Here is a 20,259-nt window from a genome sequence, read left to right as displayed (position 1 = left end):
CACCCGCCGCTGCCGAGACATTCGCTAGGTTGATCCCGCATTCGACTCTGAAGATATTTCCGAAGGCCGGCCACTTCATATTTCTGGACACGTGCACTCTGGTCGGAAGCGCATTCTTTCGGAGCACGTGCCGCGATCCCGATGACGCCGACCGTGAGGCAGTTCATGCCGAGACGATCAGACTTGCGGTCGATTTCTTCACCACGTATCTGCGCTGAGCGCTTTCATTGTTGGTCTTCTCGACTGCAATTTATCTGCTGGCTTGTGTTTAGTCCTAATAGCGATCCGTTGTCGTGCTAGGCTGTGGGCATTGTGTTTGGCGGGGTGCATGTGATTCGAACTCCCAAACTGGAGAGCGAATCATGCGCTACGAACTCGCCGACTATGAATGGGTTGCCATCAAGCCATGCTGCCCAACAAGCCGCATGGCGCTCCTCGGGTGAACGACCGTCGGGTCCTTAATGGCATCTTCTGGGTCTTGCGATCTGGAGCGCCATGGCGCGACGTGCCAGACGCCTACGGCCCGTACACGACCTGCTACAATCGCTTTGTTCGTTGGCGACAAGTCGGTGTTTGGGCCAAGATTCTGAACGCACTGGCAGGCGCCCATGATGCCGCTGTCCAGATGATCGACACCTCCATCGTCCGCGTCCATCAGCATGGAGCTTGCATCACAAAGAACCAGCGTCAATCGATGGGACGGTCACGCGGCCGCCTGACGAGCAAAATTCACGCGGTTGTCGATAGCAATGATCTGCCGGTACGGCTTGCGTTGAGCCCCGGCGAAGCTCACGACGTTCGACTTGCCGGGAAACTGCTGTCTCGTATGAAATCCGGATCAATGCTGCTTGCGGACCGTGGCTATGGCGCCGACTGGATCAGGGAGCTTGCCATGAAGGGCGCGTGGGCAAACAGCGCGAGGGCCAGCCGCCGTCCTGCAGGATCTCGATCGACAATATCGCGCGCGATGTGGTGCCGCAGATCCGCGCTGCGCTTGGGGTGCGCGCCTATATCGATGTGCTCTACCGCGAATATCTCGGCAGCGACCTGACCGGCCCGGCCTATGGTCCCGTGCAGTTCGAGCTGCGCAACATCCAGATGACGGGGACCACCGTGACCGGAACGGTCATCGCGAAGAACCTGCAGAACAAGCGCTTTCAGCGCATCACCAAGAACTACGACTATCAGCAGTTTCCGAGCCTGTTGTCCTGATCATGAAAATGAGATGGCTCGATAGAAATAGCTCGCGATGTATCCATAAGCGACAGCGAGCAGGACGGCCTTCAGCAGGAACAGAATGTGCATGGGAAGATCGAGCAGCGGTGTGTGACGGAAATCCTCGTTCTCCTTGATGCCAACGATCTCCTGCTTCCGATAGTACAAGAACCAGATGATTGCTCCGAGGAAATACTGGAGGAGATCAGCCAGTAGACCGCACGCAATCAGAAGGAGCGGAATCAATAGCTCGCGCGGAATAGCGGATCGTCCTGTGACGTCCTTCTTGAACGTCCAAATGATAACAACGCCTGTCAGACCCAGATGACGACAGATGTCGCTTACCTTGCCGGAGTACGTCGCGAACGCGTCTCGGCAGTCCTGAAGGTTCATCGTGTTTTCGAGTCACGGCTGAAGATCTTCAGGCGACCAAACCGCTCCCTTTGTTTTGCCTCTAAAGAACCGCGCCCGGCTGTCGGACCTCTGAAGAGGTCTTCCCACCATCGCCTCTTGCGGTGCACGAATTCCACCTTTGGCTTCTCCACGAATGCCGTCGGCGTGTCGGGCTTATGGTTATCGACCATGTCGCAACCTCCAATTGCATGACGCAATATGACAGCGTGGCCGAGAGAATTCAACTGACATGGGACGCGGCGACCGAGCGGCCTTTCTCAGCCTCCTGATCGGCGAGCCCTGGGCCTGGGCCCAGCACAATTGCTGGCAGTTTGCGGCGGCGGTGCAGCGCGAGCTGTTCGGCCGCGAGCCGCCGCATGTCGGCGTGCCCACCGGCTTTTCGCGGTGCTGGGTGATCGAGGAGTTCGCCGGCCATGCCGCTCGCGCGGCCGCGCCCGACTGCGCGTCGCAAGCGTGCGCCGAAATCGCCGCCAAGGATGACCAGGACTGCCGGAGCTACGGCGCGCAGCCGGGCACGGACGCCTATGTTCAATGCCGGGCGACGCGCGCATCTGCAGTTTGCGAGGCCGATCAAAGCGCCCTAGCGGAAGATCCCTCTTGCTTGAAACGCTTTCAGGGGATTGCCTCGCGAAAGGGCGACCTGCTGCTGCTGCTAGAGAATAGGCAAATTAAGACCTACAGGAGTGATCGAGAGGCATGTCGGCGAGATCCAAACGGCGAGAGGTGCGTCGTCTTCCGGCTAGACGCACTATATCCTTCGCAGAACTCGCTCCTGATTGAGGGAATTCTGGCGACTGCGGGGCACTATGAGTTCATTAGCCGCAAGACCGGCAGTATCGTCCAAATGTCCAATGCCACGAGGCCGGTACAGTCACCGAACGGCCGGTATCTGGTATCCATTGATCGGAGCGACGAATGCAGTCGTCCCTACGACGCCTCGATTTGGTCAACCGATTCCGATCCGCCGACACAACAGCTTAAATACACAGCTAAGCGGTATGAAAATTGGAACATCTTCACATGGGTCGGAGATGAACTAATCAACTTCAAAGTCATCGTTAGTGATCACGACGGATCCTTCGAGCAAGAAGCCCAAGCGACTCGGTCTGCAGAAGGCTGGAAGCTGGTATGGGGAAAGCGAACTCAGCCCCGCTAGTTTGCGCAGGAGGTGTCGGATTGGATGATATGACGCGGTTGGGAAACACATTGATGGTCGCTTGAGCGCTGCGACCAATCACATTGGTTATTGGCCGGCGCGCGGGAAGTCCTTTTTCGGGGATCAGCCGGAAATAGTCCGTTGGCCTGCCGTGCCGCGCTCGTAACCGGGTTGAGCGGTTCTTCAATAGGATCAAGCAATGTCGCCGGGGGGGCGACGCGCTACGACAGTCTGGCCGCGAACTACCTTGCCTTCGTTCAACTCGCGTCAATCCGGCTATGGCTGCGTCTTTATGAGTCCGCGTCCTAGTTGCGTCGGATCAGCGTGAGTGCTCCAGCGGCAATGGTGCCGCAGCCTTCCGTGTCTCGATGGCGATGTTGCTTTTGACCTCCCGGACGATGGGGAGGTTCAGCAGCCGCTCGACCAGGAACTTTCGATAGTGCTCCAGGTCGGCGGTCACGACCTCGAGCAGGTAGTCCGACTCGCCGGAAACCAGATGGCAGGCGAGGACTTCCGGCATGGCGCAGACGGTCTCCTCGAACGCCAGGGCGTGCTCGTTGGCGTGTCCTTCGATCTTGATCGCCAGGAACGCCGAAAAGCCGAGACCGACGCCATCGCGATTCAAGACGGCGCGATAGCCTTGGATGATGCCCTCCTGCTCCAGCCGCTTGACGCGCCGAAGGCAGGGCGAGGGTGACAGACCGACCCGATCGGCAAGCTCGACATTGCTGAGCCGCGCATCGGCCTGCAATTCCCCGATGATGCGCTGGTCGATCGCATCGAGCTTGGCTTTTGGCATATTTCTGACAATCCGGGCGCCGGGAGGACGGTTTATTGCGCGGCAGGCCGTTATGGTAGCACAGTTCGCAAGGACATGCCCGCCGGTCCGGAGCGAAGATGAGGTGAGATCAACCCGCCCGGAGATCCCTCGACATGACCGATACTGCTACCCATCAAGGATTGTTCGCCGCCGTCGAGCGATACTTCGACCTGATGTTCGATTCCGACGTCGACCGGTTTGACCGCGTGTTCGCGCCGACCGCGCAGCTGCATGGCCTGCGTGACCAGGCTCTGCGCGTTCTGACCGCGACCGACTATCGTCAGCTGCTGGCGACCACTCCCTCTCCGCAGTCGAAGGGAGCGCCCCGCCAACAGGAGATTCTGCTGATCGACTTCGCGTCGCTCTCGCAGGCGGTCGTGAAGGTGCGCGTCAGGATCGATCCGATCCTCTATCTCGACTATCTCTGCCTTCACCTGATCGATGGCGAGTGGCTGGTGACGGCCAAGTCGTTTCATGTCGAGCAGCGCTTTACGGACGGAGAGTGATCTCGGTCTGGTGCCGCGCCGCATATCCGCTGCCTGCAGACAGCCCGTCGGGCTAATCTGTCGCATGAGATTTTGATTGCTATTTTTCCGAAGTTGTGCTCTTATCCGCGCACCCCGTCCTCATGCAGAGGGGCGTACGCGTCGTCACGATACGTAGAGGCGGGGAGCGGTGGCCGCGTGCCTGTCAGGCGCTCTTGCGCTGACGAACGGCAGCGCGCGGACGGTCAAGCCGTGTGGTCCTGGCGCCCCGATGCTGGCGCCAATCTCGCGATGACGTTCGTGCGTCGTGGCGGGCGACGGGGGCAAACAAGCCGGTCCCCGGGGAGAGTACGGAGCAGCCGTTAAACCCATCGCGCAGGGAGGGCCGGGATGTCTCGGCTGAACCTGTGGTGACCGCCGCGTGCATTTTCTTTCGCACGCGGGCCATGGGGGCGGCCAGCTCCCGGCCTTCCCTGCGCCCTCGCATTTTCAGAGGGCGAGATCGATCAGCATAGCTCGGGCAAGCATGGCCGCGAGATCGACGCAGCGCGTCTCGTTAGCAACTCTCCGATGATCAACGATGCCTTGGCTGATGTGAGCACGCGCCTCGCAGAACGATCAGTTCTCACCTCGCCCCGCTTGCGGGGAGAGGTCGGATTGCATCGAAGATGCAATCCGGGTGAGGGGGGCTCTCCGCGAGTCTGGTGTGCATGGAGAGCCCCCCTCACCCCAGCCCTCTCCCCGCAAGCGGGGCGAGGGAGCGCACCGCCGATACGGTACCAGTTCGGCTCCCACTCCGAAGAAAATACTGCCTTCGGCTCCGTCATCGCGGCGAGAGACGTGCAGTGCTCAGATCTTCAGCTCGCTGCCCGTCACCCGCCGGAACGCCTCCAGATAGCGCTGGCTGGTCGCATCCACCACGCTCTGCGGCAAGGGCGGCGGCGGGGCGTCGCCGTTCCAGCGGCCGGCACGGCGCTCGGCATCGAGATAGTCGCGCAGCGGCTGCTTGTCGAAGCTCGGCTGCGGCTGGCCCGGCTGATAGGCATCGACGGCCCAGAAGCGCGACGAGTCGGGCGTCATCACCTCGTCGATCAGGATGATGTGACCGTCCTTGTCGCGGCCGAACTCGAACTTGGTGTCGGCGATGATGATGCCCTGCTCGCGCGCCAGCTTTTCACCCAGCGTGTAGACCGCCCGCGTCATGCTCTCCAGCGTATACGCGGTGTCGTCGCCGACCACCTCGCGCATCCGCGCAATGGTGATGTTCTCGTCATGGCCGGTCTCGGCCTTGGTCGCGGGGCTGAAGATCGCGGGGTCGAGCTTCTGGCTCTCGACGAGGCCGGCGGGAAGCTGCTCGCCGGCCAGCGTTCCATGGGCCGCATATTCCTTCCAGGCCGAGCCGGAGAGATAGCCGCGGATCACGCATTCGATCGGGAACACGGTGGTGCGCTTGCACAGCATCGCGCGCCCAAGAATCTCGTCGCGATGCGGCGCCAGCGCTGGCACCTCCGCGATGATCGTGTCGGTGTCGGCCGAGATCATGTGGTGATGCACCACGCCTTCGAGCGCGTTGAACCAGTAGGCCGAGATCTGCGTCAGCACCGCGCCCTTCATCGGGATGGTTTCGTTCATCACGACGTCGAAGGCCGAGATGCGGTCGGTGGTCAGCAGCAGCACGCGGTCGTCGCCGACGGCATAGATGTCGCGGACCTTGCCGCGGCCGATCTTCGGGAGCGGCAGATTGCTGGCGAGAAGCGTGGTCATCGTGCAGAGCCTTCGAAACGGGAGCGTTGCGACCGCAATAGCCTATTCCGGCAGCGGAATGAACTCGTGCTCCTGCGGAACGGCGGCGAAGCGGCCGGTTTTCCAGTCCTGCTTGGCCTGCTCGATGCGCTCCTTGCTGGAGGAGACGAAATTCCACCACACGTGCCGCGGCCCTTCCAGGGCGTCGCCGCCAAGGAACATCATCCGGGTCGGCTTCACCGTGCGCACGCTGATGGCGTCGCCCGGGCGGAAGATCAGGAGCCGCGGGCCCTCGTGGCGCTCGCGCGCGATCTCGACCTCGCCATCGACGATATAGATGGCGCGCTCCTCGTGATCGGGATCGAGCGGCACCACCGTGCCGGCCTGCGCCGTGACCTCGACATAGAACCAGGGCGAGACCATCGTCACCGGCGAGGCCGCGCCGAACGCCTTGCCGGCAATGACGCGCGCGGAGAAGCCGGTGTCGCTGACCGTCGGCAGCGCGTCCGCCGCGTAGTGCTGGAAGCTCGGCGCGATCTCTTCCGATTCGACCGGCAGCGCGATCCAGCTCTGCAGGCCCAGCATCTTCTGCCCGTTCTGCCGCTGCAGGTCGGGTGTGCGCTCGGAATGCGCGATGCCGCGGCCCGCCGTCATCAGGTTCATCGCGCCGGGCTGGATCTCCCGCACGTTGCCCTCGCTGTCGCGATGCATGATGGCGCCGTCGAACAGATAGGTGACGGTGGCAAGCCCGATATGCGGATGCGGCCGCACGTCCATGCCCTTGCCGGACATGAATTGCACCGGGCCGAAATGATCGAAGAAGATGAACGGCCCGACCATCTGCCGGCGGCCGTGCGGCAGCGCTCGGCGCACGGCAAAGCCGTCGCCGAGATCGCGGGTGCGCGGCACGATGACGTGCTCCAGCGCGTCGCAGGATGTGGGATCGCCGAACTCGGGATCGATCGATGGCTGCCAGCTCATGGGGCGCTCCTGCAATGTGGTCGCGCGAGCTTAGCAGCTTCACGAGGGCGAGGGCAGGGCACGAGGTCGCGGCATCCGCGCGATTTGAACGAAGCGAAGCTCCGGCCTAGAGTTCCGGTGCCGACAACGGACCCATGACGATGACGCTCGAAAGCCTCGACCTCGCGCTTCGCGCCGCCGCCATCGCGCTGCTGGCCGTGCTCGCCGTCGCGCTGGGACGCGATCTCGGCAGGCAATGGCGCGGCCGGCTGGCAATCGCGCTGGCGCTGGGCTCGGCCGCGCATGCCGCGACCTTCAACATCGGCGGCACGGCTGCGCCATCGCTCGCTTCCGTGCCGCTGATTGCGCTGGCGACCGCCGACATCGTCGTGCTCTGGCTGTTCTGCCGCGCGCTGTTCGACGACGGCTTTGCGTTGCGTTGGCTGCACGGCCTGATCTGGCTCGCGGTGTTCGGCTTCAGCCTGCTGAGCTGTCTCGTGCTGGGGCCTGCCGGACATGGACGGCTCGTGATGGTCGCCAATAATGTGCTGGCTCTCGGCTTCCTCGGCCTGACCTTGGCGCAGACCATCCGTTCCTGGGCGGCGGATCTCGTCGAGGGACGGCGGCGCATCCGCGCCTTCGTCGTGATCGCGGCGCTGTCCTACGGTGGCGTCAATGCGCTGCTGCAGATGGCGTCCGCCGGCAGCGGCCCGTCCGAGCTTGCCAATGTGGTCAATGTGGCGATGTTCTTGGTCGTGGTCGGCGCCGTTGCGCTGATGCTGCTCAAGGTCGGTGCCGGCGATGTGCTCGCGCCGGAGGCGCCACCGGCTGCGGCGCTCGAAGCGGTGGCTCCGAAAGCCGCCGACCGCAGGTTGGTGGACGCGCTGATGCGGCTGATGGCGGACGAGCGGATCTATCGTCAGGAGAACGTCACGATCGGCATGCTGGCGACGAAGCTCTCCATTCCTGAATACCGGCTGCGGCGGCTGATCAATGGCGAGCTCGGCTACCGCAACTTCAACACCTTCCTCAACGCCCACCGCATCGAGGAGGCCAAGGCCGCGCTCGCCGATCCTGCCCAGGCCGAGGTGCCCGTGATCACCATCGCGATGGACGCTGGGTTCCAGTCGCTTGGGCCCTTCAACCGCGCCTTCAAGGCGGTGACCGGGGTGACGCCGACCGAATACCGGCGCATGAGGCTGTCGGCGGCGTGATCTGTTCAGCCTTGAAACTGCAGAGGAATTCCAGAATTGGCGAGATCCCGGCGATTCTCGGCTGGGATGATTTCCGAAATCGGCGAGCGTCCGGGCCGCGGCCGCGGTCTGGTCCGGCAGATCCAACTGCCGGAGCTCCTCATGACCAGACGCCGCCTGCTGCTTGCTCTCGTTGCCACCACCGCGCTGACCGCCCTGGCGGTCGGCGGGGCCCGTGCCCGCGATATGCCGAAGGTGGCAACCGGCTTCATCGCCAGCCTCCTGTGCTCGGAGACCTTCGTCTCCGGTCTCGACCCGGACCGCACGCTCTCCGAGACCCGGGCCGCGATGCCCGGCGCCGGCCTGCTGAGCTGGGCGATGGACGTCCGCGTCGATCGCGCCGCCAAGGACGTCACCGTGACGCTGCTCGGGATCGGGCAGAGCCGGGCCGTGTATCGCGACGGGCTCGGCTGCCACATGGACCATGGCGAAGCGGCGGATTGGCCGGCCATCCGGCCCGCTGCGCCAACCCCCGCCTTGCTGCCCGACATCGCTCCGCCACGCGTCGTCGCGCCGGTCACTCCGGCCCTCGCGGCAGCGCTGGATCGCGCCTTTGCCGAGCCGGACTCGCCGCCGTTCCGGCATACCCATGCCGTCCTGGTGATGAAGGACGGCAAGGTGATCGCCGAGCGCTACGCCCAGGGCTTCACGCTCGACACGCAGCTGCTCGGCTTCTCTGCGACCAAGTCGATGACCGCGACCTTGATCGGCATTCTGGTCCGCCAGGGCAAGCTCGCGCTGCATGCGCCCGCGCCCATCGCGGCGTGGCGGGACGACAAAGATCCGCGCCACGCCATCACCGTCGATCACCTCTTGCGCCACACCGCAGGCCTCGCGCTCGGCAGCTCGCTGCAGGCCTCGCTGTTCTCGGCGCTCGAGCCGGTCAACCGCATGAAATTCGTCGAAACGGACCGCGCCGCCTTCGCCGAAACCATGCCGCTCGAAACCACGCCGGGCGCGGTCAGCAATTATCACGACGGCAACACCGTCATCCTCTCTCATCTCATCCGCGACGCCGTCGGCGGCAGCGCTGCGGATGTGCTGCGTTTTGCGCATCGCGAACTGTTCGATCCGCTCGGCATGACCAGCGTCACCCTCGAATTCGATGCCGCCGGCACACCGGAGGGATCGAGCCAGATGCTGGCCTCGGCGCGCGACTGGGCGCGGCTCGGCCAGCTGTATCTCGACGACGGCGTCGTGGCTGGCCGCCGCATCCTGCCCGCCGGCTGGGTCGCGTATGCCAGCGCGCCGACGCCCGGCGCGTTCGTCGGCCTCGGCGCCGGCTTCTGGACCAACAGTGGCGACAGCTTTGGCGCCAACTACCGCACCTCCCATGGCTGGCCGCGCGACGCGTTCTTCGCCAAGGGCACGCTCGGCCAATATGTCATCGTCGTCCCGTCGGAGCGTCTCGTCATCACGCGTTTCGGCCGCACCGTGAACTGGCCGCCGGAGGCCGATGGCGTCGCGCAGCTCGTGAGCGACGTGATCGCGGCGACGCAGGGAGAATGACGCATGCGTTATGCTCTTCCCAAAGCGGTGGCCTGCTCGACACGTTCGAATCGCTCCAGCGACAGGATCGCGTCGGCGAAGCTCTGTGCCCGGCTGCTCAGCACTGGCCGCGCCAGCGTCAGAAACTTGTCGCTCATCGCCTGCGCTGCCGGAAACGAGGTCGGCTCGCCGGAGGGATCGCCGTGCAGCCGCTCGTGCACGCCATCCGCGGTGGTGATGGTGACGCGCGCGCCGAACGGATGGCTGCGGCCGATCTCCAATTTGTCGTCCTGCACGACGTCGAACTTGTCGGCCAGCGCATTGATCGCGGCGTCGCCAAGGCGCGTGTAGTCGTCCCAGCCGAAGCGGCCCTGGTCGAGCGCGAGCGCGCCGGTGAAGAACATCGAGAACTGGCCGCCGACGATCGAGGTCGGATGGCGCTTGGTGGCGGCATCGCCCGTCAGGGTGATGCCGTTGCGATGCAGGCCGATCTCGACGCGCTTGACCTGGTCCGGAGTCAGATTGTGCTCGCGGCGGAGCGCGATGATGGCGTCGATCGCCGCATGGGTATAGCGGCAGCTCGGATACGGCTTCACGCCGATCTTCATTGTCTCGTAGGTGGAGCCGAGCCCTGCGACCGCCTTGTCGTGATGCGGCGTGTCGGTGTAGCCGACGAGGAGGCCGTGCTTGCCCTCGACGGATTCGATCGCGCCGACGAAGCCGTTCTTGGCGAGCGTCGCCGCGATCACGCCGTTCATCGCCGACGCCCCGACCTGATAGCGCTTGTTCCAGGCGCCGTTGACGAGAAACTGCAGCGAGCCCGCGGCCTGGCTGCCGGACACGCCGAAAGCGTAGATCAATTGCTGCTCCGACAGGCCGAACAGCTTGCCGGCGGCGGCCGCCGCGCCATAGGTGCCTGCGGTCGCGGTCGGGTGGAAGCCGCGGGCATAATGCGAGGTCGGATCGAGCGCGTTGCCGAGCCGGCAGCACACCTCGTAACCGGCGACAACAGCGGTCAGCACCTCGCGGCCCGAGGCGCCGACCATCTCGCCGACGGCGAAGGCGGCCGGCACCACCGGCGCGCTCGGATGCAGCGAGGAATCGGCGTGGGTATCGTCGAAGTCGAGCGAATGGCCCATCATGCCGTTGAGCAGCGCCGCCACCGCCGGCGTCCAGGTTCTGTCGTCGCCGAATACGGTCGCCTCGCCCGCTGTATCGAGCTTCAGCGCCGCCAGCATCTTCACCACCGACGGCGTCGATTCCGCCTCGCGCCGGGCCCGGATGGCGCTGCCGAGGAAGTCGAGCGTCAGCACCTTGGCGCGGTCGAGCACCTCGGGCGGGATATCGTCATATTTCAGCTCCGCGACATAGGCGGCGAGCGTTGCGGTTTCCTGGGCCATCGTGTTTCCTCGCATCGTTGCAATGACCGTAGGCAAGCCGATTCCGCCTTTCAAGCCGGTTCGGCCCGGTGGGGAGCTGCCATGCCGCGATCGCGCTGGTGCTTTTCGAGGTGAGCGACTGATGGTGTCCTTGAAACGGCTGTTCGGCCGGTTGCGCGCCCGCAAGGCGCCGATGTCGCTGGCGGTCCGCGGCACGGTGGCGGCGACGCTTGCCTTCGCGATCGCCACGGCCTTCCACCTGAAGCTGCCGCTGTGGGCGGTGCTGACCTCGCTGATCGTGACGCAAGGCAGCGTCGGGCGCTCGCTGAAGGCAACGCGCGACTACATGTTCGGTACCATCGGCGGTGCGATCTATGGCGGCGCCATCACGGTCTTCATCCCGCATTCGGGCGAACTGCAACTGCTCGGCATGCTGATCCTGGCGGTGACGCCGCTCGCCTTCATCGCCGCGATCAATCCAAGTCTCAACGCGGCGACGGTGACGGCCGTGATCGTGCTGCTGGTGCCCACGATGGGCCATCTCGATCCGCTGGGATCGGCGATCGACCGTGTGTTCGAGGTCGCGGTCGGCGCGCTGACCGGCCTCGCCGTTTCGTTCATCGTGCTGCCGTCGCGCGCGCACGTGCAGATGCGTAGCGCGGCGGGCCGTCTGCTCGAGCTGATCGCAGCCGCCTTCACCGAGCTGCTGGCCGGCCTGTCGCGCGGCCGCGACAACGACGCGTTGCATCGGATCCAGGACGGCATCGGTACCGCGCTCACCGAATTGAATGCGACAGGAGCGGAGGCCGAGCGGGAGCGCTCGGCGCGGCTGTCCTCCGGCGCCGATACCGGCCCACTGCTGCGGACGATCCTGCGCCTGCGCCACGACGTCGTGATGATCGGCCGTGCCAGCGTGGTGCCGCTGCCGTCGGAGCTCCAGGCGCGCTTGTCCGGACCAGTGTCGCGCGTCAGCGATGCCATCGCGAGCTATCTGCGCGGCTGTGCCGCGGCCATCCGCAACGGCTCCGGTCCGCCGGCGATCTGGCCGATCCACGTCGCGGTGAAGGCCTATGCGGAAGAGGTCGCCGCCGTCCGCAGCGACGGTCTCACGCGGGGCCTGCCGGGTGACGCCGCCGAGCGCTTCTTCGCGCTCGGCTTCTCGCTGGAGCAGATGCGCCAGAACCTGATCGACCTCGAGCGCGTCGTTGCTGAATGGGCGGGAGCGTCGACCGGGAAGCCGCATCGACCGGAGCGCGACGAGACGCCGGATACAGCGGGGGCCTGATCTCCTCATCGCGACAACCGCAGGAAGCGCAGCACCAGCAGGGCCGCATAGATGGCGGTGCCGATCGACAGCCCGATCCAGATTCCGATCGCGCCGAGCTTGGTGTGCAGGCCAAGCACGTAGGATGCGGGAAAGCCGATCAGCCAATAGCCGAGCACGGCGAGCAGCAGCGGCACGCGCGTGTCCTTGATGCCGCGCAGCGCGCCGACCGCGATGGTTTGCAGCGCATCGGTGATGAAGAAGGTCGTGCCGACCAGGAGCAGCGTGGCAGCAAGTGCCACAGTCGCCGCGGCATCGGCGAGGCCGGCGCCGAGGAACAGCTGCACGATGTCATGGCGGGCAATGACGATGCCGAGCGTGAACAGCATTGCGAGACTTAGGCCGAGCGACATTGCCATCAGTCCGGCGCGACGGACTCCGGCCGCATCGTTACGTCCGGCGGCGTGGCCGACGCGCACGGTCGCAGCCATGCTGATGCCGAACGGCACCATGAACAGGATCGCCGTGATCTGCAGCGCGATCTGATGCGCGGCGAGAGCGGCCGTGCTGATCAGTCCCATCAGGATCGCCGCCGCCGAGAACAGGCCATATTCGAGCAGGAACGACAGCGAGATCGGCGCGCCGATGATCAGGAGCTGCCGCATCAGCCGCCAGTCGATGCGCCCGAGCCGGGCCAGGACATGATAGTCGCGGAACGGCGGGCGCAACGCGGCGAACCACAGGCCGGCGAGAAACGTTCCGAGGTTGACGGTCGAGGTGGCGAGGCCGACGCCGGTCAGGCCGAGCTGCGGAAAACCCCAGTGGCCGTAGAGCAGCGGATAGACCAGCAGCGCGTTGAGCGGGATCGCGGCCAGGGTGATCCAAAGCACCGGCTCGGGGCGGTTGACGGCGCCCATGAAGCTGCGCAGCGCCAGGAACCACAGCATCGGCGCGATCCCCCAGGCGAGACCGGCGAGATAGTCCTGCGCGAGATGCGCCACGTCCGGCGCCTGTCCGAGTGCGAGCAGGATGATCTCGCCGTTCAGCGCGATCAGCATGATCGGCAACGCGATGAACAGCCCGGCCCACAGCCCGACACGCAGCGCGCGCCGGACCAGCCCGGCATCGGCCGCGCCGAACGCCTGCGCGGCGAGCGGCGCCACCGCGGACATCAGACCCATGCCGAAGGTCGAGCCGACGAAGTAGACGGTGCCCGCTAACGCGGCCGCTGCAACGGCATCGCCGCCGAGACGGCCGATGAAGGCGAGATCGGTCGACATCATCGCGATCTGCGACAGCTGCGTCAGCGCCATCGGCGCGGCGAGGCGGACCGTCTCCCAGAGGTCGAGCGCGAGAGAAGGTGTCGGCGCCGCCGGCGGCGGCGCGTGGTCGGTTCCGGCTGTGGAGGTCATGATCGAGGCTATAGCAGTCCCCGCAGTGTCGTGCACATCACGCCGTCGTCGTCATGGGCCGTGCGAGATGCGAGCGTCGCGGCAACATCATCGTTGGAGCTTGGGTTCGCGACGTCGGCCATCGCGGACTGCTCTCGTGCCGAACCAGATCGGATCGGACGGCCACACGCGTTCCCGCGACACGGCGTGCCCGGGTGATGCTCGATTTGCTCCCCTCGAACAGGAAGAGGGGCAGGGAAGGCCGGGTGCTTGACCACACCCATGGCCCGCCTGCAAAAGAAGTAGCAGGCGGCAGTCACCACAGGTGGGCCGCACATCCGGCCTTCCCTGCGCCATGGTTGGAACGGCTTATACGTACTCTCCCCGGGGACCGGGCTTGTTTGCCCCCGTCACCTGCAGATCGCTCGCCGGCTTGACCTCAGCATCGGGAGGCCAGGACCATACGATTTCGCCGTATGCGACAGCCCCTTCGTCCACGCGCCAGCCTCAAGAGAACCTGAGTGCGCGTTGTGAGCCGCCGCATCCATCGCATCCCACCCTCAACGGTCCGTGACGATCGCGAAGCGCCCCTCTCATGAGGACGGGACGGGTGCAGTATTTCCGATTTTCGGAAGTAAAGCAAGCGGAAAGTTTAGGCCAGATGATCTCGATCGGACCATGTGTCTGAGGTGGCTATCGAAATCAATGTTTGCACGCGGCCTGCTCTCTGCTGACGAGCCGAGTGTAGCGCACACGTCAGCCGTCCATGTGGGCGCGGAGCGCTTTGGAGCCGCGGAGCTCCACGATCAAGATGTGCTCCTGGTCGGTTCGCGAAGCGAACGACATATCCCAATCAGCAGGTCCCGCGTTCAGCAGCGGAACCGAAAAGCTGTTGAGTACGAATTCCGTGTCGAACGAAGCTTCGAGCGGTTTGCCGAACCAATGCTCGTAAGTCGCGCGCGCGCCATGATCGATGTTGCGGATGATGTCGGTGTAGTCGCGTTCAACCCAGGCGAAGAACTCGCGCTGTCGTTGGTCGGGCGCCAGCCGGTCGCCAGGCGCATCAATGAAGAGCTCGATCTCGGTCTGCGTTGGTGAGAACTGCCGCTTTGCTTCCCAGTAGGATCCCATCGAGACGAGATGTCCAAAGAACGCGTCGTCAATTTCAACCCGCCTCATGATCAGTTCGCTGAACAGCCTGCGTATCAGGCCCATCTGATCGCCCCCTGACGCACAATGCGCCGTGCCTTCATTTTTCAAAGCAAGCCGAATTGCGCAAGAGCATCGCGCGCCTGCTGATCCAGTCCTTCCTGTCTTTCGTCCTCGCTCGGCGTGCTGCAAAGCCGCCTGAGCTCAGGGAGAAACTGGAGAGCAACGTCCTCGGGAAGGAACGGGATGAGCAGCTGGAGTATCCAATACTTCCAAACGGCATCGTCGGAATTCAAGACATGCCAGATGTGCGGTGCCATCGGCGCGCCGATCGAAGCGAGGAAGGGGGCGAGAATGTGCGCCACCGGCCAATTGTAGTCCTTTAGCCACGCCGTCAGCTCGGGAAGGATTGGCGCGACGGCCGGGTAGCCGGCCTGCACGGCTGCCCGCGCACGATCGAGGTCGGCCTTTCCCTTTGGGATGAGCTGATGGATATCGTCCATGATGGGTCTCGGTAAAGACAGATTGATGAACTTCTGCGGGCCGTTCTGGCGAAGATGATCGCGCTATGCTGGCACGCGTTTCGCGAGAGTCACGGGCGGCGAGTTGGAGTATGTGCAGGCCTCGCTGAACCAGATCGCACCCGTGCTACATGTGCTGCTGGCGGCCGAGCAGGTCTTGGCTCTCGGGATCGATTTGCGCCAGGAGGCCGCGGGGTCAGGCGGGCGCTGCGACCTGCCGGAGCATTGTCTTCACCACCAGCCGGTGAAACGGCATGATGGCGGCGAGATAGGAGCGGCCGAGCGTGTTGTGCGTGTGCACCAACGTGGTCGCGGTCACCTGCGAGGCCTTGCCAATTGGGCTGACGTCGGACCTGACGTCGACCACGACACGAAAATCCAGATGCTTGTCGTCGAAGCCGAGCACGATTCGTTGCGGCGTTTCGTCCACGACGGGAAACATCCCGATCAGAGGACGTGGGTTGCCTGGATCCGCGCCCGAGGTCTTCAGACCGAACGGCCTGACCAGCAGGTTGCGGAGCTTCAGGAGCGCCGTCATCCACCAGGGCGCGTGACCGAGCATGCGCTCGGCCGCCGTGCGGGCATTGATGGCCGGCTCGTCAATCGCGATGCGAAAGGCATCAGCGAACTCCGCGCCGGCGAGCCATCTGGTACGGTCGACGTTGGGAGGGATCTGGCTGACGGCCATGTGCAATGAGCCTCACATGTCACGGTTGTGCCCGCGCTGTGCGCGATGCGGAGCATCATCGCACGCTCATGTTCGCGAAGCCAGCGCGCGAATGGAATAGCGTTACGGCCGGTCATTCGTCATTGCTTCGCTTCGCGCTTCGCTCGCAACGACGTCGGAGAAATGCTGCGTGAATGGCGCTACCGTCCGCGTTCCGGCACGCGCGTGATCTTGGCGCCCAGCGCATTCAGCCGCTCGTCGATGCGTTCGTAGCCGCGCTCGATCTGGTCGGCGTTGTCGATATACGAGGTCCCCTCGGCGCACAGCGCGGCGAGCAGCATGGCCATGCCGGCGCGGATGTCGGGCGACACGACGCGGGCGCCGCGCAGGCGGCTCGGGCCGGCGACGATGGCGCGGTGCGGGTCGCACAGCACGATGCGCGCGCCCATCGAGATCAGCTTGTCGACGAAGAACATCCGCGACTCGAACATCTTCTCGAACATCAGGATCACGCCCTCGCATTGCGTGGCGGTGACGAGCGCGATCGACATCAGGTCGGCGGGAAAGGCCGGCCAGGGCTGGTCCTCCAGCTTCGGCACGTGGCCGCCGAAATCGTCCTTGATCCGCAGCGTCTGCTCCGAGGGCACGATGAGATCGTCGCCGGCAACCTCGCAGACGATGCCGAGCCGCTCGAAGCCCATGCGGATCGAGCGGAGATGCTCGGTGCCGGCGCGCACGATGCGTAAGGGAGAGCGAGTCACGGCGGCAAGGCCGATCAGCGAGCCGACCTCGATGTGATCGGGCTGGATCGAGTAGCTCGCCTGGCCCAGCGTGCTGGCGCCATGGATCACCATCGTGTTGGTGCCGATGCCCTCGATGTTGGCCCCGAGCGCCACCAGGAAATGCGCGAGGTCCTGGACATGCGGCTCCGAGGCGGCGTTGCGCAAGTAAGTCGTGCCGTGGGCGGCCACCGCGGCCACCAGCGCGTTCTCGGTCGCGGTGACACTGGGCTCGTCCAGGAAGACGTCGGCGCCCTTGAGGCCGGAGGCGCGCAGCTCGATCTTGTCGGTTGCGGTGACGGTGGCGCCGAGCTGCTCGAAGGCGAGGAAATGGGTGTCGAGGCGGCGGCGGCCGATGACGTCGCCGCCTGGCGGCGGCAGCGCCACTTCGCCGCAGCGGGCGAGCAGGGGCCCTGCCAGCAGGATCGACGCGCGGATGCGCGCGCAGAGGTCCGGATCGAGGTCCGCGGCGCGGATCTCCTTGGCATGGATCGTGAGCCTGTTCCGGCCGCGCCATTCGGCGGAGGCGCCGACCGAGCGCACCAGCTCGACCAGCGTCTCGGTGTCGCGGATGCGCGGCACGTTGTCGAGCGTGACCGGATGCTCGGTCAGCAGCGCGGCGGCGATGATCGGCAGCGCGGCGTTCTTGTTGCCGGACGGCTCGATCGCGCCCTTGAGCCGGTGACCGCCCTCGACGATGTATTGAATGGGCGCCATGCGCGAAAAGTCCGTTCTGAGATGGTGATTCGCCCGGGGACCGGCGAAAGCGGAACATCGATCTTCAACGGAATTAACACGGAAGGCACGGGCAGGCCACTGCTCCGCAGACTCAGGGTGCGCCTGGTCGTCTATCGCGCCAGTGCGAGGTAGACTCGGGCTGGACGTCGCGACTACACGTCCACGTTGGCCGACAGCGAGTTGTCCTGGATGAACTCGCGGCGCGGCTCGACCACGTCACCCATCAGCTTGGTGAAGATGTCGTCGGCCTCGTCGACCTCCTTGACCTTCACCTGGAGCAGCGTACGGGCCTCGGTGTCGAGCGTGGTCTCCCAGAGCTGTTGCGGGTTCATCTCGCCGAGGCCTTTGTAACGCTGCATGTTGATGCCCTTGCGGCCGGCATCGGTGACCGCCTCGAACAAATCGACCGGGCCATGGATCACGGTCTGGACGTCGCCACGGCGCAAGGCGCCGGGCTTCGCATAGGCCTCCTGCAGGCGGCCCGCATATTCGTCCAGCTTGCGGGCATCGACGGACGCGAGCAATGCGTCGTCGATGACGGCGACGTCCTTGACGCCCCGCACGGTGCGCTCGAAGGTGAAGCCCTGGCCCTCGACGAAGTGGCCGATCCAGCCGCGCTCGACCTCGTCGGCCAGCACGTCGAGCCGTTTTGCGATGTAGGCGGCCGCGGCGTCCGCCGTCGGGATGTCGCGGGTGATGTCCGGGCGCAGCACGCCGGCGATCGCGGCCTGCTCGACGACCTTGCGGTCGTAGCGCGTGTGCAGGTTGCGCAGGATGTTGCGGACGAGACGCGCTTCCTCGACCAGCGCCAGGAGGTCACGCCCCTTGCGCTCCTCGCCTTCCGCCGTCTTGAACACGCAATCGTCGAGGCCGGTGCCGATCAAATAGTCCTCGAGCGCGCGCTCGTCCTTCAAATACTGCTCGGACTTGCCGCGCGTGACTTTGTAGAGCGGCGGCTGGGCGATGTAGAGGTGGCCGCGATCGATGATCTCGCGCATCTGCCGGTAGAAGAAGGTCAGCAGCAGCGTGCGGATGTGGGCGCCGTCGACGTCGGCGTCCGTCATCACGATGATCTTGTGATAGCGCAGCTTGTCGATCGAGAACTCGTCGCTGATGCCGGTGCCGAGCGCGGTGATCAGGGTGCCGATCTGCTCGCTCGACAGCATCTTGTCGGGGCGCACGCGCTCGACGTTGAGGATCTTGCCGCGCAGCGGCAGCACCGCCTGGAACTCGCGGTTGCGGCCCTGCTTGGCGCTGCCGCCGGCCGAGTCACCCTCGACGATGAAGAGCTCGGACTTGGCCGGATCCTTCTCCTGGCAGTCGGCGAGCTTGCCGGGCAGCGAGGAGACGCTGAGCGGGCTCTTGCGGGTCAGCTCGCGCGCCTTGCGCGCGGCCTCGCGTGCCGCCGCGGCCTGGATCACCTTGCCGACGATGGTCTTGGCCTCGCCCGGATGCTCCTCGAACCAGGCGGCGAGCGCCTCGTTCAGAACGTTCTCGACCACGGGACGCACTTCCGAGGACACCAGCTTGTCCTTGGTCTGCGACGAGAATTTCGGATCCGGCACCTTCACGGAAAGAACGGCGGTGAGACCCTCGCGACAGTCGTCGCCGGTCAGCGCGATCTTCTCCTTCTTCGCATTGGCCTCGGCGTAACCGTTGACCTGACGCGTCAGCGCGCCGCGGAAGCCGGCGAGATGGGTGCCGCCGTCACGCTGCGGGATGTTGTTGGTGAAGCACAGCACGTTCTCATGATAGCTGTCGTTCCACCACAGCGCAGCTTCCACCGTGATGCCGTTGACCTCCGAGCGCACCATGATCGGCGCCGGAACGATCGCCTTCTTGTTGCGGTCGAGATATTTGACGAACTCCTCGACGCCGCCGTCGTAATGCATCTCCTCGCGCTTCTCGACCGCGTGGCGCATGTCGGAGAGCACGATGTTGACGCCGGAATTGAGGAAGGCGAGCTCGCGCAGGCGATGCTCGAGCGTCGCGTAGTCGTATTCGACGTTCTTGAAGGTCTCCGTCGAGGCCAGGAACGTCACCTCGGTGCCGCGCTTGCCCTTGGCCTCGCCGACCACTTTCAGCGGCGCAATCGCGTCGCCATGGGCGAACTCGATGAGATGCTCCTTGTCGTCGCGCCAGACCCGAAGCTGCAGCTTGCTCGACAGCGCGTTGACGACGGAGACGCCGACGCCGTGCAGTCCGCCGGACACCTTGTAGGAGTTCTGGTCGAACTTTCCGCCGGCGTGCAGCTGGGTCATGATGACCTCGGCGGCGGACACACCTTCGCCCTTGTGAATGTCCACGGGAATGCCGCGGCCGTCGTCGCGCACGGTGACCGAATTGTCCGGATTGAGCACCACCTCGACCGCAGTGGCGTGACCAGCCAGCGCCTCGTCGATCGCGTTGTCGACGACTTCGTAGACCATGTGATGCAGGCCGGAGCCGTCATCGGTATCGCCGATATACATGCCCGGGCGCTTGCGCACGGCATCCAGGCCCTTCAACACCCGGATCGATTCTGCGCCGTATTCGTTCGCGGTTGCAGGCTCGTTGTCGGCGATGGTTTGCCGGGCGGGTTCGGTCATGTGGGGCCTTCGGAAGGGGTGGTCGAATCGGCATTGCAGATCGCATGCCGAGAGCGCTCTTTCTCTCACGAAAGGAGCCACGCGCCTAGCGCAAAGTGGCCCGTCGTAAGACATTGAAGAGATAGCGCTTTTTAACGGTTTTTCAAGGCCTGGCGAGGGTCGTTTTCGTCCCCTCCGAAAGCCGGATTCAGGCCATTCCCGCGGCTGGTTTTGAGGCGTGCGGCGGGGCGCTTTCGCGTGCGATTCAGG

19 protein-coding genes and 2 pseudogenes are annotated in these 20,259 nt (G+C 64.9%); 9 read left to right on the top strand and 12 right to left on the bottom strand.

Features of this window, described 5'->3' with window-relative positions; translation table 11 throughout:
• The 3 genes and pseudogenes from QW863_RS18145 to QW863_RS18135 form a co-directional block, all read left to right on the top strand.
• Window positions 1–218, top strand: a 218-nt coding sequence (locus QW863_RS18145) for an alpha/beta fold hydrolase (protein WP_409998022.1), incomplete at its 5' end; no start/stop codon positions are given.
• A 144-nt stretch (window positions 219–362) separates the two neighbouring features.
• Window positions 363–934, top strand: a pseudogene (locus tag QW863_RS18140) (IS5 family transposase); the annotation flags it as partial.
• Complete coding sequence (locus QW863_RS18135; RefSeq protein ID WP_315715001.1) at window positions 904–1,212, top strand: DUF1833 family protein; 309 nt, start codon at window positions 904–906, stop codon at window positions 1,210–1,212. The pseudogene QW863_RS18140 and the gene QW863_RS18135, both read left to right, overlap by 31 nt.
• On the opposite strand, the gene QW863_RS18130 is transcribed toward QW863_RS18135, so the two are convergent.
• Both QW863_RS18130 and QW863_RS18125 read right to left on the bottom strand, forming a co-directional pair.
• Window positions 1,213–1,608 (bottom strand): hypothetical protein, encoded by a 396-nt coding sequence (locus tag QW863_RS18130; protein ID WP_315715002.1) that lies wholly within the window; start codon window positions 1,606–1,608, stop codon window positions 1,213–1,215.
• The gene (locus QW863_RS18125; protein WP_315715003.1) at window positions 1,605–1,799 is read right to left on the bottom strand and encodes a hypothetical protein; all 195 of its coding nucleotides are present in this window, start codon (window positions 1,797–1,799) and stop codon (window positions 1,605–1,607) included. The genes QW863_RS18130 and QW863_RS18125 overlap by 4 nt, the downstream gene beginning before the upstream one ends.
• A 59-nt stretch (window positions 1,800–1,858) precedes the next feature.
• Between QW863_RS18125 and QW863_RS18120 the strand changes: the two genes are divergently transcribed.
• Both QW863_RS18120 and QW863_RS18115 read left to right on the top strand, forming a co-directional pair.
• A complete protein-coding gene (locus tag QW863_RS18120) occupies window positions 1,859–2,785 on the top strand; it encodes a hypothetical protein (protein WP_315715004.1) in 927 nt (308 codons plus the stop codon).
• 155 nt (window positions 2,786–2,940) lie between these two features.
• Window positions 2,941–3,094 (top strand): annotated as a pseudogene (locus QW863_RS18115) (IS5/IS1182 family transposase); the annotation flags it as partial.
• A gap of 10 nt (window positions 3,095–3,104) precedes the next feature.
• Here QW863_RS18115 and QW863_RS18110 read toward each other — a convergent pair.
• The gene (locus QW863_RS18110; protein ID WP_315715005.1) at window positions 3,105–3,584 is read right to left on the bottom strand and encodes an Lrp/AsnC family transcriptional regulator; all 480 of its coding nucleotides are present in this window, start codon (window positions 3,582–3,584) and stop codon (window positions 3,105–3,107) included.
• A 134-nt stretch (window positions 3,585–3,718) separates the two neighbouring features.
• On the opposite strand from QW863_RS18110, the gene QW863_RS18105 reads away from it, so the two are divergent.
• Window positions 3,719–4,111, top strand: a complete 393-nt coding sequence (locus QW863_RS18105; RefSeq protein ID WP_315715006.1) for a nuclear transport factor 2 family protein — start codon at window positions 3,719–3,721, stop codon at window positions 4,109–4,111.
• Window positions 4,112–4,939: 828 nt separating this feature from the next.
• Here QW863_RS18105 and QW863_RS18100 read toward each other — a convergent pair.
• Together QW863_RS18100 and QW863_RS18095 are read right to left on the bottom strand one after the other, a co-directional pair.
• The gene (locus QW863_RS18100; protein ID WP_315715007.1) at window positions 4,940–5,854 is read right to left on the bottom strand and encodes a phosphoribosylaminoimidazolesuccinocarboxamide synthase; all 915 of its coding nucleotides are present in this window, start codon (window positions 5,852–5,854) and stop codon (window positions 4,940–4,942) included.
• A gap of 42 nt (window positions 5,855–5,896) precedes the next feature.
• A complete protein-coding gene (locus QW863_RS18095) occupies window positions 5,897–6,814 on the bottom strand; it encodes a pirin family protein (protein ID WP_315715008.1) in 918 nt (305 codons plus the stop codon).
• A gap of 140 nt (window positions 6,815–6,954) precedes the next feature.
• On the opposite strand from QW863_RS18095, the gene QW863_RS18090 reads away from it, so the two are divergent.
• Together QW863_RS18090 and QW863_RS18085 are read left to right on the top strand one after the other, a co-directional pair.
• A complete protein-coding gene (locus QW863_RS18090) occupies window positions 6,955–8,007 on the top strand; it encodes a helix-turn-helix domain-containing protein (protein WP_315715009.1) in 1,053 nt (350 codons plus the stop codon).
• Between the two features lie 141 nt (window positions 8,008–8,148).
• The gene (locus QW863_RS18085) at window positions 8,149–9,555 is read left to right on the top strand and encodes a serine hydrolase (RefSeq protein WP_315715010.1); all 1,407 of its coding nucleotides are present in this window, start codon (window positions 8,149–8,151) and stop codon (window positions 9,553–9,555) included.
• Between the two features lie 8 nt (window positions 9,556–9,563).
• On the opposite strand, the gene QW863_RS18080 is transcribed toward QW863_RS18085, so the two are convergent.
• Window positions 9,564–10,934 carry an MmgE/PrpD family protein gene (locus tag QW863_RS18080; protein WP_315715011.1) on the bottom strand — a complete coding sequence of 457 codons (1,371 nt, stop codon included), beginning with the start codon at window positions 10,932–10,934 and terminating at the stop codon, window positions 9,564–9,566.
• Between the two features lie 121 nt (window positions 10,935–11,055).
• Here QW863_RS18080 and QW863_RS18075 point away from each other — a divergent pair, with 121 nt between their 5' ends.
• Complete coding sequence (locus QW863_RS18075; RefSeq protein ID WP_315715012.1) at window positions 11,056–12,198, top strand: FUSC family protein; 1,143 nt, start codon at window positions 11,056–11,058, stop codon at window positions 12,196–12,198.
• Window positions 12,199–12,203: 5 nt separating this feature from the next.
• Here the strand turns inward: QW863_RS18075 and QW863_RS18070 are convergent, their stop codons facing one another.
• The 6 genes from QW863_RS18070 to gyrB form a co-directional block, all read right to left on the bottom strand.
• On the bottom strand, window positions 12,204–13,589 hold the full coding sequence (locus QW863_RS18070; protein ID WP_315715013.1) for an MATE family efflux transporter: 1,386 nt from the start codon (window positions 13,587–13,589) through the stop codon (window positions 12,204–12,206).
• Between the two features lie 735 nt (window positions 13,590–14,324).
• Window positions 14,325–14,783: a hypothetical protein gene (locus QW863_RS18065; protein WP_315715014.1), complete on the bottom strand. Its 459-nt coding sequence runs from the start codon at window positions 14,781–14,783 to the stop codon at window positions 14,325–14,327.
• 41 nt (window positions 14,784–14,824) lie between these two features.
• A complete protein-coding gene (locus tag QW863_RS18060; protein WP_315715015.1) occupies window positions 14,825–15,220 on the bottom strand; it encodes a DUF5071 domain-containing protein in 396 nt (131 codons plus the stop codon).
• Window positions 15,221–15,434: 214 nt separating this feature from the next.
• Window positions 15,435–15,926 carry a DUF2867 domain-containing protein gene (locus QW863_RS18055; RefSeq protein WP_315715016.1) on the bottom strand — a complete coding sequence of 164 codons (492 nt, stop codon included), beginning with the start codon at window positions 15,924–15,926 and terminating at the stop codon, window positions 15,435–15,437.
• 179 nt (window positions 15,927–16,105) lie between these two features.
• Complete coding sequence (gene murA, locus QW863_RS18050) at window positions 16,106–17,401, bottom strand: UDP-N-acetylglucosamine 1-carboxyvinyltransferase (RefSeq protein ID WP_315715017.1); 1,296 nt, start codon at window positions 17,399–17,401, stop codon at window positions 16,106–16,108.
• 173 nt (window positions 17,402–17,574) lie between these two features.
• Window positions 17,575–20,010 carry a DNA topoisomerase (ATP-hydrolyzing) subunit B gene (gyrB, locus tag QW863_RS18045; protein ID WP_315715018.1) on the bottom strand — a complete coding sequence of 812 codons (2,436 nt, stop codon included), beginning with the start codon at window positions 20,008–20,010 and terminating at the stop codon, window positions 17,575–17,577.
• Window positions 20,011–20,259: the final 249 nt, after the last annotated feature.

This window comes from Bradyrhizobium sp. SZCCHNR1017, assembly GCF_032381375.1.
In the GTDB taxonomy this organism is placed as follows: domain Bacteria; phylum Pseudomonadota; class Alphaproteobacteria; order Rhizobiales; family Xanthobacteraceae; genus Bradyrhizobium.
The sequence above is the reverse complement of the archived record's forward strand: the minus strand, read 5'-3'. Positions and strand labels throughout refer to the sequence as shown.